The sequence below is a fragment of the Pseudomonas sp. HMWF006 genome, from assembly GCF_003061205.1.
Classification (GTDB): Bacteria; Pseudomonadota; Gammaproteobacteria; order Pseudomonadales; family Pseudomonadaceae; genus Aquipseudomonas; species Aquipseudomonas monsensis.
In genome coordinates, this window is record NZ_QAIU01000509.1 from 878 (window position 1) to 13,433 (window position 12,556).

Sequence of the window (12,556 nt, forward strand, 5' to 3'; positions counted from 1 at the left end):
TGGAAAACGGCAGGAACGGCAGTTGGCTCATGGGGATTGGATCATCCGAAAGTTGAACGCCTGATGCAGGCGCTACAGCATGCCCCGGAACCCCTCTGCCGCCAAGCCGTGCGCGGCGGTATCGGCTGCTATGCTGGTTTGACCGTGTTGCATTGACGCCGAGCGCCAGCCAAGAGAGAGCCCGTCATGTCCCAGTTGCCATCCTTGAGCCAGTTACGCGACCCCGAAGCCTTCCTGCGCCGCCATTTGGGGCCCGACGCCGCCGAACAGCAGGCGATGCTCGATAGCCTCGGCCTCGGCAGCCGGGCCGAACTGATCGAGCAGACGGTGCCGCCGGGCATTCGTCTGAATCGGGCGCTGGATTTGCCGCCAGCCCTCGACGAACAGGCGGCGCTCGCCAAGTTGCGCGGTTATGCCGAGCAGAACCAGGTGTGGACCAGCCTGATCGGCATGGGTTACCACGGCACGCTGACGCCGACCGTCATTCTGCGCAACGTGCTGGAAAATCCCGGCTGGTACACCGCGTACACCCCGTATCAACCGGAGATCGCCCAAGGCCGTCTCGAAGCGTTGCTGAATTTCCAGCAACTGACCATCGACCTCACCGGCCTCGAACTGGCCAACGCTTCGTTACTCGACGAAGCCACTGCCGCTGCGGAAGCCATGGCTTTGGCCAAACGCGTGGCGAAGTCGAAGAGCAATCTGTTTTTCGTCGACGAGAACTGTCATCCGCAGACCATTTCCGTGGTGCAGACCCGCGCCGAAGGTTTCGGCTTCGAGCTGATCATCGACGCTGTGGATAACTTGAAGCAGCACCAGGTGTTCGGTGCGTTGCTGCAGTATCCCGACACCCATGGCGAGATTCGCGATCTGCGCCCGGTCATTGATCAGTTGCACGCGCAGCAGGCGCTGGCCTGCGTTGCGACGGATCTGTTGAGCCTGTTGTTGCTGACGCCGCCGGGTGAGCTGGGCGCGGATGTGGTGTTCGGCTCGTCCCAGCGCTTTGGCGTGCCCATGGGATACGGCGGCCCGCACGCGGCGTTTTTCGCCAGCCGCGATGAATACAAACGGGCGATTCCGGGGCGGATCATCGGCGTGTCGAAAGACGCTCGAGGCAATGTGGCGTTGCGCATGGCCCTGCAAACCCGTGAGCAACACATTCGTCGCGAGAAGGCCAACTCGAACATCTGCACCGCGCAGGTACTGCTGGCCAATATCGCCGGTTGCTACGCGGTGTATCACGGGCCGCAAGGCTTGAAACGCATCGCCCAGCGCGTGCATCGGCTGACCTGCATTCTGGCGGCGGGCCTTGAGCGCCACGGGATGCAACGGGTCAACGGGCAGTTTTTCGACACCCTCACCCTCGACGTCGGCGGCGCGCAGAGCGCGATCATCGACAGCGCCAGGGCAGCGCAGATCAACCTGCGGATTCTCGGGCGCGGTCGAGTGGGGCTGAGCCTCGATGAAACCAGCGATGAAAGCACAGTGGCCAGGCTGTTCGATGTACTGCTGGGTGCTGATCATGGGCTGAACGTCGAGCAACTGGACGCAGAAACCCTGGTGTCTGGCATCCCCGACACCCTCCAGCGCAAGACGCCTTACCTGCGCCATCCGGTGTTCAATGCTCATCACAGCGAAACCGAGATGCTGCGCTACCTCAAACAACTGGAGAACAAGGATCTGGCGCTCAACCAGTCAATGATCCCGCTGGGCTCCTGCACCATGAAACTCAACGCCACCAGCGAGATGATCCCGATTACCTGGCCGCAATTTGCCAACCTGCACCCGTTCGCGCCGCGGGAGCAGGCGGTCGGTTACACCTTGATGATCGAAGAACTGGAGCGCTGGTTGTGCGCGATCACCGGGTTCGAGGCGATCTGCATGCAGCCCAACTCCGGGGCTCAGGGCGAGTACGCCGGGCTGCTGGCGATTCGCAAATATCACGAGAGCCGGCAGCAGGGCGCGCGGGATATCTGCCTGATTCCGTCGTCGGCTCACGGCACCAATCCGGCTTCGGCGCAGATGGCCGGGATGCGCGTGGTGATCGTCGAGTGCGACGAGGCGGGCAACGTCGATCTCGAGGATTTGAAGGCGAAAGCGGCGGAGGCCGGGGACAAGTTGTCGTGCCTGATGGCGACCTATCCATCGACCCATGGAGTGTACGAAGAGGGCATCAGCGAGATCTGTGACGTTATCCACAGGCACGGCGGTCAGGTGTACATGGACGGGGCCAACCTCAATGCACAGGTCGGGTTGACGCGACCGGCGGACATCGGCGCCGATGTGTCGCACATGAACCTGCACAAGACGTTCTGCATTCCCCACGGTGGCGGCGGACCGGGCATGGGGCCGATCGGCATCCGTGCGCATCTGGCACCGTTCGTCGCCAATCACCCGGTGGTGCCCATCGACGGGCCGCTGGCGCAGAACGGCGCGGTCAGCGCAGCACCGTGGGGCAGTGCGAGCATTCTGCCGATCAGCTGGATGTACATCGCGATGATGGGGCCGCAATTGGCGGATGCCAGCGAAGTGGCGATTCTGGCGGCGAACTACCTGGCGCAACATTTATCTGGCGCCTTCCCGGTGCTCTACACCGGGCGCAACGGCCGCGTGGCCCATGAATGCATTCTCGATTTGCGGCCGTTGAAGGCGCAGACCGGGATCAGCGAAGAAGACGTTGCCAAGCGCTTGATGGACTACGGCTTCCACGCGCCAACCATGTCGTTTCCGGTGCCGGGGACGTTGATGGTCGAGCCGACCGAGAGCGAATCGAAAGCGGAGCTGGACCGCTTTATCGGCGCGATGCTGAGTATTCGCGCGGAAATCACCGAAGTGCAGAACGGCAACTGGCCGGCGGAAGACAACCCGCTCAAGCGCGCGCCGCATACTCTGGCGGATGTCACCGGGGTGTGGGAGCGGCCTTACAGCCTCGAACAGGGCATCACCCCCGATGCGCACACCAAGGCGCATAAATACTGGCCGGCGGTGAACCGGGTGGACAACGTTTATGGCGATCGCAATCTGTTTTGCGCCTGTGTTCCGGTGAACGATTACCGCTGATCTCCCTGTGCCCCCCGCTTCATTGCAGGCTCACTCCTGCAGAGGTTGTGTGGTGAACAGGGAATTACAGGCAAAAAAATGCCGCTCAATCGAGCGGCATTTCTATCGGTGCCAGGCTTACTCGGACGCTACCGCATTCTTCGCCAGAATCGCGTTTGCCAGTTCCATGTCCGTGGCCTGCAGGCCCGGGTTGTCGGCGCGGACTTTCTGCATCGCGGCTTCCAGGTACGGCCCGCGGATACCGCCATCGCTGGCGACGAAACTGCCGGCATCGTCCTGCGCGGCGATGATCAGCTTGTGATCCTTGAAGGTCAGGTAGGTCGAGCCGGTGGTGGCACCGGACGAGATGACGTTACGCCAAAAGCTGTCCGCCATGGCCGAACCAACGGGAAGGGACAGCAAGGCCAGCGTGGCAACAGCAAGTTTGAGACGCATGATTAGGTGACTCCTGGGGGTTAACTACGGCGTTGGATCGTTGTTCCCCGATCCGGTTCCGTGGCGGGTTATTTCTGCTCGCTCTGGGGGGTCACCCGCAGCACTTCCTCGATGGTCGTCAGGCCGGCCGCGACTTTCTGCGCGCCGGACAACCGCAAGCTGCGCATGCCTTCCTTGAAGGCCTGGCGACGAATCGCGGTGAGGTCGGTGTCCGGGGTGATGAAGGCTTTGAGGCTGTCGCTCAATTGCATGATCTCGTAGACCCCGGCGCGGCCGTGATAACCGGTGTCGCGGCATTCCAGGCAACCGATGGCGCACTGCGCATTAGCCGGCAGCGGCGCTTGCCAGGGCCGAGTCAGGGTTTGCCAGTCTTCCTCGGCGAGTGTCAGTGGCGCCTTGCAGTGTGGGCACAAGGTGCGCACCAGACGCTGCGCCATGACCCCGAGCACCGTGGCTTTGATCAGGTAGTGCGGCACGCCGAGTTCCAGCAGGCGACTGATGGCGCTGGGCGCGTCGTTGGTGTGCAGGGTCGACAGCACCAGATGCCCGGTCAGTGCGGCCTGAATGGCCATTTCGGCGGTTTCCAGATCGCGGATCTCGCCAATCATGATGATGTCCGGGTCCTGCCGCATCAGCGCACGCACCCCGGCGGCAAAGCTCAGGTCGATGTTGTGCTGCACCTGCATCTGGTTGAACGCCGGCTCGACCATCTCGATCGGGTCTTCGATGGTGCACAGGTTGACCTCCGGCGTCGCCAGTTTTTTCAGGGTGGTGTAGAGCGTGGTGGTCTTGCCCGAACCGGTCGGTCCGGTGACCAGAATGATGCCGTTGGGCTGGCGGGTCATGTCTTGCCAGCGGCGCAGGTCGTCGGCGGAAAAGCCAAGCTGATCAAAGTCCTTGAGCAGCACCTCCGGGTCAAAAATACGCATGACCATTTTTTCGCCGAACGCGGTGGGCAGGGTCGACAGGCGCAGCTCGACCTCGCCGCCGTCCGGGGTCTTGGTCTTGACCCGGCCGTCCTGGGGTTTGCGCTTCTCGGCGACGTTCATCCGCCCGAGGCTTTTCAGGCGGCTGACGATGGCCATGGTCACCTGCGGCGGGAATTGATAGACGTTGTGCAGGACACCGTCGATGCGAAAACGCACCGTGCCCTGTTCGCGGCGCGGTTCGATGTGGATATCGCTGGCGCGCTGCTGGAAGGCGTACTGGAACAGCCAGTCGACGATATTGACGATGTGCGCATCGTTGGCGTCCGGCTCCTGATCGCTGGCGCCGAGGTTGAGCAGTTGTTCGAAGTTGCCGAGGTTGCCGCCTTGCTGATCGGCATTGCTGGCACCGCTGACCGATTTGGCCAGGCGGAAAAACTCGACGCTGAAGCGCTGGATGTCCGCCGGGTTGGCCACCACCCGTTTGATCGGCAGCTTCAGAACGTGAGTCAGGTCAGCTTCCCAGCCATTCACGTAGGGCTGGGCGCTGGCCACGGTCACCGAATCGCGATCGACCGCCACGGCGAGGATCCTGTGCCGCTGGGCGAACGCGTAGGACATCAGCGGGGTGATGGCGGCGACGTTGATTTTCAGCGGATCAATGCGCAAGTACGGCTGGCCGGCCTGTTGCGCCAGCCACAGGGTCAGGCTTTCCAGGTCCAGGTGTTTGCCCGGACGGCTGAGGTCGTCCAGTTGCTGGCTGGCAATGAACTCCAGTGGATGCATCTGACCCTGAGCGGCGTGGCGACGGCGCGCGTTCAGCGCCTGCTCCGCCGAGTCCTGGCTGATAAACCCTTGGGCGACCAGTTCACGCAAGACATCGTTGAGTTCCAGCCAGCGGTCCTGAGTGGCGAGTTGAACGGACATGCGGGCTCCTTTTGAACGTCAGTTCGCAAAGGATAGCCGTGGCCCCACAGACCGTTGGGCCACTACCTGACCAAGCAGTTGCCGGATTTGTCAGCCAGCCGCCTGTGCGGGCGCATCCCACGCCCCGTCGGTGTTTTGCAGATTCACCGAGTACACGCTGATCAGGTTACGAAGTTTTTCCCCGATCACCTGGGCGCGATGCCAGCTCAGGCCACCCATGACGATGTCGATCGACAGCAGATCGTCGAGCCGCTGCACGTTGACCTGTTCGGGGGTGAGGAACTGCAGCGCGAACAGGTTCAGCACACGCACCAACAGATCCGGCTCGGCTTCGGCAAGCAGTTGGTAGTGCGCCAGGCAGTGGGGGTTGTTGACATGCCAGACGTCGGCACGGGTGGGGAGGCTGTTGACGGCTTCGAGGTGCGGCATGGCGGGGCTCCAGAATCAGTGGAGGAATTTTTACATTCGGCGCCGGGCATTTCTTGGCTAAGATCGGTGTTATTGACGATTGATCGACCTGATCAATTCGCAAATTCTTATATTTGAGGTTTTTCTATGCACAGCGAGCTGGACGCCTACGACCGCAAGATACTCGCGTTGCTGCAAGAGGACGCTTCGCTGTCCAGCGCGCAGATCGCCGAGCAGGTGGGGCTGTCGCAGTCGCCATGCTGGCGAAGGATTCAACGGATGAAGGAGGAGGGGATCATTCGTGGCCAGGTGACCTTGCTCGACCGCAAGAAGATCGGGCTGAACACGCAGATTTTCGCCGAGATCAAACTCAACGCGCATGGGCGTTCCAACTTCACCGAGTTTACCGAGGCGATTCGCGGTTTTCCGGAAGTGCTGGAGTGTTATGTGCTGATGGGCGCGGTGGACTTTCTATTGCGCATTGTTGCGGCGGATATCGAAGCGTATGAGCGATTCTTTTTCGAGAAGCTGTCGCTGGTGCCGGGGATTCAGGAAGTGAACTCGATTGTGGCGTTGTCGGAGATCAAGTCCACGACCAGCTTGCCGGTTTGAGATTGAGCGGTTGTTTGGCTGGCCTCATCGCTGGCAAGCCAGCTCCCACAAGGTTCAGTGTTGAAATGCAGATAGCGTTTCAACACAAGACCTGTGGGAGCTGGCTTGCCAGCGATGGCGGACTTACATGCGCAGCAGCATTTTCCAGGCACGATTCTGGTAAACCGCAATCGCCTGCTGCTTGCGCGCATCGAGCAGTTCGTCAGTGATTGTCGGCTCGTTGGCCAGTTGCGCCAGTTTGTTCAACTCGCCGTACAGGCGATCCATTTCCGGGATCTCCAGCACGTTACGCGCGTGGTGCAGCCAGACCTGGATGCGCTCGATGCGCGGCAGTTGCTCGGCCAGATCTTCCGGCTGTTGCTGATAGCGCTGCAGTTGCAGGGCCGTGGCTTCTTCGCCCAACAGGCGCGGCAGCCAGCTGTGCAACTGAGCGCCACCCTGGCGGTTGCCACGAACGTTGCGCTCGGCGGTCCAGGTGCGGGCCAGCAGCCAGCGCGAGGTGGTCAGCGAGAACAGGCCCCAGCGTGGGTCTTCCAGCTCTTCGAGGAATTGTTCCGGCGCCGCTTTGCGCACGTCTTCGTCTTCGATACCGACCTGAACCAGCGGGCGCCAGTCTTCGAGCAACGCATCCAGCGCCACGCGCAGGTCGTGCGTCGACGGTCGCGGCGCAGCCTGGCCGAGGCTGCTGAGCAGGGCACGCATTTCCGCGAGGTTTTCGACCCAGTCCTGCAGCAGGCGCCAGTGGCCGTTGAAACGATACTGTTCAGCCAGACGCTGACTGCTGCCAAGCAGATGCCAGCAAAGTGCGGCGAAGGCATCGTCGAGTTGGGTTTCCGGGGTCAGTTGCGGCGCCGGCAGGCTCAGCGAGTAGCTGTTGGCGTCGTACAGGCGGTAGCCGCGTTCGGCCTTGCTGATGTCGCACGGCATCAGGGCCAGGGTTTCGGCCAGTTCGGCGGCCAGTTCCAGCAGCGCGGCAGGCTCGCCTTCGCGCAGTTCCAGTTCCAGCTCGCAGATTTCTTCTTTCTGTTTGCCGACCACCACATGACCGAGGTCCAGCGCGGCCTCGATGACCACTTTGGCCTTGCCGCGGCCCCAGGCGATTTCCGCGCGCTCGCGGACGAAATCGGTGGTGAAGATCGGTTTCAGGGTTTTCTTGTCCAGCTCGGCCAGCGACTCGGGCCAGCATTCGCCGTCGAGCTTTTTCACATCGAGCTTGGCTTTGGGCAACTTCCAGTCGTACTCGTTACGCTCGGACAGACCGGCGATGCTCTGGCCGCGCGTCTTGAGGGTCTGAATCACTTCGTCACCGTCCTTGCGCAGGCGCAGGGCGACTTTGGCCTGGGCCAGGTCGCGCTCGGGGGTGTCGAAGTACTGGTTCATCAACTCACGGCGTTCCCAGCCATTTTTGTTGCGTTTTTTCAGTAGCGGGTGCTCGCGCAGAGCGGCGAGGGTTTCGCGGCTGACGCGGAGTTTGATTTCGGTTTCTTTCTGCATGGCCGGAAAATCCAGGATCGGGAGCGCAGCCGGGGGAATGTGTGGCTGCCAAGGTCGTGCAGTGTACAGGACTCAAACTTCCTACGCCCTGCGGCGGTTTATTCCTGGCGCCGGATGGCTCTATGATGGACTTCAATTCGGGAGTTGGAGTCAGCGATGCCTTTGCCGTCCATGAAAGACCAGTTCGCCGCGCTGATTGCCGCGCCGTCGGTCAGCTGTACCCAACCGAACCTGGACCAGTCCAACCGGGCGGTGATCGATTTGCTCGCCGGATGGCTGGGCGAGCTGGGGTTCAGTTGCGATATCCAGCAGGTCAGCCCCGGAAAATTCAATCTGCTCGCCAGTTTCGGCAGCGGCCCGGGCGGACTGGTGCTGGCCGGGCACAGCGATACGGTGCCGTATGACGATGCGCTGTGGCAGACCGATCCGTTGAAACTCACCGAAGTCGATGGCCGCTGGGTCGGGCTGGGCAGCTGCGACATGAAGGGCTTCTTCGCCCTGATCATCGAAGCCGTGCAGCCGTTGCTCGACCAGCCGTTCCGGCAACCGTTGCTGATTCTCGCCACTTGCGATGAAGAAAGCTCGATGTCCGGCGCCCGTGCGCTGGCCGAGGCCGGGCATCCCATCGGGCGCGCGGCGGTGATCGGCGAGCCGACCGGGCTCAAGCCGATCCGCATGCATAAGGGCATCATGATGGAGCGCATCGACATCCTCGGGCAGAGCGGCCATTCGTCGGATCCGCGCCTGGGGCACAGCGCCCTCGAGGCGATGCACGATGCCATCGGCGAACTGCGTGGCCTGCGTCTGTTGTGGCAGCGTGAATTCAACAACCCGCAGTTCAGCGTGCCGCAACCGACGCTGAACTTCGGCTGTATTCATGGCGGCGACAACCCGAATCGCATCTGCGGCCAGTGTTCGCTGGAGTTCGACCTGCGCCCGCTGCCGGGCATGGACCCGAAAGTCCTGCGTGCGGAGATTCTGCGCAAGCTCAATCCGGTGGCCGAACGGCATCAGGTGAAGATCGACTACAAGCCGTTGTTCCCGGAAGTGCCGTCATTCGAGCAGGCTGCAGACGCCGAACTGGTGCGCATCGCGGAAAAGCTTACCGGTCACAGTGCCGAAGCAGTAGCGTTCGGCACCGAAGCGCCTTATCTTCAGCGCCTTGGCTGCGAAACCATCGTGCTCGGCCCCGGCGACATCGCCTGTGCACATCAACCGGGCGAGTACCTTGAAATGTCACGTTTGCAGCCTACCGTGCAGGTATTACGGCAGTTGATTGAACATTACTGCCTCACGACTGACGAACGATGATGCCCCCTTTGTAGGAGTGAGCCTGCTCGCGATAGCGGTGAACCAGTCACCGAAGATATTGACTGACACTGCGCTATCGCGAGCAGGCTCACTCCTACAAGGGACCGTGTTTTGCCTGACCAAACGCTGTAAATTGCCAGCACCCCAACCCGTATTCATGAGGAGAGCGCGCGTGTCGCCAAGCCTGTTCCGACGATAACCATCAGCCCGCTGTGCGTTTTCCGTTTCGCCCTTTTTTCCGGCTGCTATTTATTACAGGCCCAGGTTCATGCCCGAATACGTCAACTGGCTTCGCCATGCGTCCCCTTACATCAATGCTCACCGCGATTGCACCTTCGTCGTCATGCTGCCCGGCGACGGCGTGGAGCATCCGAATTTCGGCAACATCGTCCACGACATTGTCCTGCTGCACAGCCTTGGTGTGCGTCTGGTGCTGGTGCACGGTTCGCGCCCGCAGATTGAAACCCGCCTCGCCGCCCGTGGCCTGACGCCGCATTACCATCACGGCATGCGCATCACCGATGCGGCGACCCTGGAGTGCGTGATCGACGCGGTCGGCCAGTTGCGCATCGCCATCGAAGCGCGCTTGTCGATGGACATGGCTTCTTCGCCAATGCAGGGCTCGCGCTTGCGCGTGGCCAGCGGCAACCTCGTGACCGCGCGGCCGATCGGCGTGCTCGAAGGTGTCGATTATCACCACACCGGTGAAGTGCGCCGGGTCGACCGCAAAGGCATCAACCGCCTGCTCGACGAGCGCTCGATCGTGCTGCTGTCGCCGCTGGGCTATTCGCCGACCGGCGAGATCTTCAACCTGGCCTGCGAAGACGTCGCCACCCGCGCCGCGATCGACCTGGGCGCTGACAAACTGCTGCTGTTCGGCGCCGACCTCGGTCTGATCGACGAGAACGGCAAACTGGTGCGCGAACTGCGCCCGCAACAGGTGCCGGCGCATCTGGCGCGGCTGGGCAACAACTATCAGGCCGAACTGCTGGATGCCGCCGCCGAGGCTTGCCGTGGCGGGGTGGCGCGCAGCCATATCGTCAGCTATGCCGAAGACGGCGCGCTGCTGACCGAGCTGTTCACCCGTGACGGTGGCGGCACGCTGGTCGCGCAAGAGCAATTCGAACTGGTGCGCGAGGCGGCGATTGAAGACGTCGGCGGCCTGCTCGACCTGATCAGTCCGCTGGAAGAGCAGGGGATTCTGGTGCGCCGTTCCCGTGAAGTGCTGGAGCGTGAGATCGAGCAGTTCAGCGTGGTCGAGCGTGAAGGCATGATCATCGCTTGTGCGGCGCTGTATCAGATCGCCGATTCGGATGCCGGCGAGCTGGCGTGCCTGGCGGTGAACCCGGAGTACCGCCATGGCGGTCGCGGTGACGAGCTGCTGGAACGCATCGAAACCCGTGCCCGGGCGCAAGGCCTGAAAACCCTGTTCGTCCTCACCACCCGCACCGCGCACTGGTTCCGCGAGCGTGGTTTTGAGCCAAGCAGCGTTGAACGCCTGCCAGCGGCGCGGGCGTCGCTGTACAACTATCAGCGCAACTCGAAGATCTTCGAAAAGACCCTCTGATTCATCAGAAATGGCGAGTGGGGGAGCGCGCTACAGGCTCCCCACATCGCTGCACCTGTTGTGCGAATGGATGGGCTGTCGGCAATCGGCAGAATAACCCCCCAATCTGAAACGCTCCTTCTGATTCCCGTCACTGCAAACATTGTCTGAAAGGCTGGGTTCATTGCGGCAATGACGGCGGCCTCGCTGTGCATGAAAAAAAATCCATCGACACACAAACTGTAACAATTGATCCGGATAGTGCGCTGGGTTGACCGTTGGAGTGATGGAATTGTTTCCGGATTGCTTCAGTGCAAATCACCATAAACAGAGCGGTTTAATACTCTTCAGGAATTGACCGGGGCGTTGGCGTGGGGAGCGCCAGAGCTTGTAAATACGGGGTTTAAATTCCTAAAGGGTATTAGAAAAGAAGGTATCCATTCTTTTCAGTGTCATGACGAATTCATGAACCTGCATGGACCAAAAAACCGGAGATTAGACTATGGTCGTAGACACATAAGGTTACGATTGACTTGTGGGTCACGCTCTGGCGCTAATCGCTTACCTTCGAGACCCGGGCATCGATTCGGGCCAGGTAACAATAATTAGAAACGAGAGGAGCTTAACAATGAATAAGTCCACCTTGGCCGTGGCTGTGGCCTTTGGGGTATTGGCGCAGCAGGCAGGTGCCGCGGGTTTCATCGAAGACAGCAAGGCTTCCCTTAGTTCCCGCACCATGTATTTCAACAACGACAACCGCGATGGCGGCGCAGATCAGCGAGAAGCCGCGCAGGGTTTCAAGTTTGATTACCTGTCCGGTTTCACTCAAGGTACGGTCGGTTTTGGCCTTGATGTGCAGGCGCTCAGCGGTATTCACCTGGATGGTGGTCGTGGGCATCACCCAGACAATAACTCGTTCAATCCAAGTGACTCCGACGGTTCGGCCACGCAGTCCTGGAGCCGCATAGCGGGTAACGTCAAGGCACGTCTGTCCAAGACCGAAGCGCACCTGGGTGGCGCGCTGCAACCGAGCTTGCCGATTCTGGTCGCGAACGATAGCCGCCTGCTGCCTCAAACCTTCGAGGGTGGCACGATCACCTCCAAGGAAATCGACAACGTCACCTTCAACGCCGGTCAGCTTGAGCATGCCGTGGGCCGTGCCTCGTCAAACAGTACCGGCCTGGCAGTGGCCGGCGGTACCCAAGACAGCAATCAGTTCCGTTATGCCGGTGCTGACTGGAAGGTCACCAAAGACCTGACGCTGCAGTACTACCACTCGAACCTGCAGGACTATTACAAGCAGAACTTCTTCGGCCTGGTGCACGTCTTTCCGATCGACACCAATCAGTCGTTCAAGACCGATATCCGCTATTTTGACAGCAGCTCCGATGGCAAGAACGGGGACGCAGGCTACCGTTTCAATAACAACGGTGGTTATGCCAAGACCCCGGGCGAGGTCGACAACAAGACCTGGAGCGCCATGTTCACGTATACCTTGGGTGGCAACGCCTTCTTGCTCGGCCATCAACGCGTCAACGATGACGGTGGTTTCGTCTACCTGAACCAGGGCAACGTGGTCGATGGCAACGGTCGCCCTGAAGGTGCCGGCGGCGCCAGTTTCTACCTGTTCACCGACTCCATGATTAACGGTTTCGTCCGAGCGGGTGAAAACACCACTTTCGGTCAGTACTCCTATGACTTCGCAGGTCTGGGTGTACCGGGTCTCAAAGCCTCGATCGCTTACCTGCATGGTGACAACATCAAGGCAACGAATGGCACCGGTAGCGATATGTCCGAGTGGGAACGCGACATGCGGATTGATTACACCGTTCAACAG

The 12,556-nt window shown here is 61.0% G+C and carries 9 protein-coding genes; 5 read left to right on the top strand and 4 right to left on the bottom strand.

The window, feature by feature from the left end:
- Nucleotides 1-186 precede the first annotated feature (186 nt).
- Complete coding sequence (gcvP, locus tag DBR24_RS22705) at nt 187-3,060, top strand: aminomethyl-transferring glycine dehydrogenase (protein ID WP_128615866.1); 2,874 nt, start codon at nt 187-189, stop codon at nt 3,058-3,060.
- Nucleotides 3,061-3,177: 117 nt separating this feature from the next.
- On the opposite strand, the gene DBR24_RS22710 is transcribed toward gcvP, so the two are convergent.
- The 3 genes from DBR24_RS22710 to DBR24_RS22720 all read right to left on the bottom strand — a co-directional run bounded on the left by DBR24_RS22710 (nt 3,178) and on the right by DBR24_RS22720 (nt 5,777).
- Complete coding sequence (locus DBR24_RS22710; RefSeq protein ID WP_171057234.1) at nt 3,178-3,498, bottom strand: DUF2388 domain-containing protein; 321 nt, start codon at nt 3,496-3,498, stop codon at nt 3,178-3,180.
- Nucleotides 3,499-3,563: 65 nt separating this feature from the next.
- A complete protein-coding gene (locus DBR24_RS22715; protein WP_128615867.1) occupies nt 3,564-5,348 on the bottom strand; it encodes a GspE/PulE family protein in 1,785 nt (594 codons plus the stop codon).
- A 90-nt stretch (nt 5,349-5,438) separates the two neighbouring features.
- Nucleotides 5,439-5,777: a hypothetical protein gene (locus DBR24_RS22720; RefSeq protein ID WP_128615868.1), complete on the bottom strand. Its 339-nt coding sequence runs from the start codon at nt 5,775-5,777 to the stop codon at nt 5,439-5,441.
- Between the two features lie 126 nt (nt 5,778-5,903).
- Here DBR24_RS22720 and DBR24_RS22725 point away from each other — a divergent pair, with 126 nt between their 5' ends.
- Nucleotides 5,904-6,368, top strand: coding sequence for an Lrp/AsnC family transcriptional regulator (locus DBR24_RS22725; protein ID WP_064589724.1), 465 nt, complete (start codon nt 5,904-5,906; stop codon nt 6,366-6,368).
- 123 nt (nt 6,369-6,491) lie between these two features.
- On the opposite strand, the gene DBR24_RS22730 is transcribed toward DBR24_RS22725, so the two are convergent.
- Nucleotides 6,492-7,862, bottom strand: a complete 1,371-nt coding sequence (locus tag DBR24_RS22730; protein WP_128615869.1) for an inorganic triphosphatase — start codon at nt 7,860-7,862, stop codon at nt 6,492-6,494.
- A gap of 156 nt (nt 7,863-8,018) precedes the next feature.
- Here DBR24_RS22730 and argE point away from each other — a divergent pair, with 156 nt between their 5' ends.
- The 3 genes from argE to DBR24_RS22755 all read left to right on the top strand — a co-directional run.
- Nucleotides 8,019-9,173, top strand: a complete 1,155-nt coding sequence (gene argE, locus DBR24_RS22735) for an acetylornithine deacetylase (RefSeq protein WP_128615870.1) — start codon at nt 8,019-8,021, stop codon at nt 9,171-9,173.
- Nucleotides 9,174-9,441: 268 nt separating this feature from the next.
- Nucleotides 9,442-10,740, top strand: coding sequence for an amino-acid N-acetyltransferase (argA, locus tag DBR24_RS22745; RefSeq protein WP_123469685.1), 1,299 nt, complete (start codon nt 9,442-9,444; stop codon nt 10,738-10,740).
- A 607-nt stretch (nt 10,741-11,347) separates the two neighbouring features.
- Nucleotides 11,348-12,556: OprD family outer membrane porin (locus DBR24_RS22755; protein ID WP_256591747.1), on the top strand; the 1,209-nt coding region annotated here is incomplete at its 3' end.

What these genes read in the sequence shown, in the direction of transcription:
- DBR24_RS22720 (WP_128615868.1), bottom strand. Translation starts at nt 5,777, where the DNA reads ATGCCGCACCTCGAAGCCGTCAACAGCCTCCCCACCCGTGCCGACGTC.
- DBR24_RS22715 (WP_128615867.1), bottom strand. Translation starts at nt 5,348, where the DNA reads ATGTCCGTTCAACTCGCCACTCAGGACCGCTGGCTGGAACTCAACGAT.
- DBR24_RS22730 (WP_128615869.1), bottom strand. Translation starts at nt 7,862, where the DNA reads ATGCAGAAAGAAACCGAAATCAAACTCCGCGTCAGCCGCGAAACCCTC.
- argA (WP_123469685.1), top strand. Translation starts at nt 9,442, where the DNA reads ATGCCCGAATACGTCAACTGGCTTCGCCATGCGTCCCCTTACATCAAT.
- DBR24_RS22725 (WP_064589724.1), top strand. Translation starts at nt 5,904, where the DNA reads ATGCACAGCGAGCTGGACGCCTACGACCGCAAGATACTCGCGTTGCTG.
- gcvP (WP_128615866.1), top strand. Translation starts at nt 187, where the DNA reads ATGTCCCAGTTGCCATCCTTGAGCCAGTTACGCGACCCCGAAGCCTTC.
- argE (WP_128615870.1), top strand. Translation starts at nt 8,019, where the DNA reads ATGCCTTTGCCGTCCATGAAAGACCAGTTCGCCGCGCTGATTGCCGCG.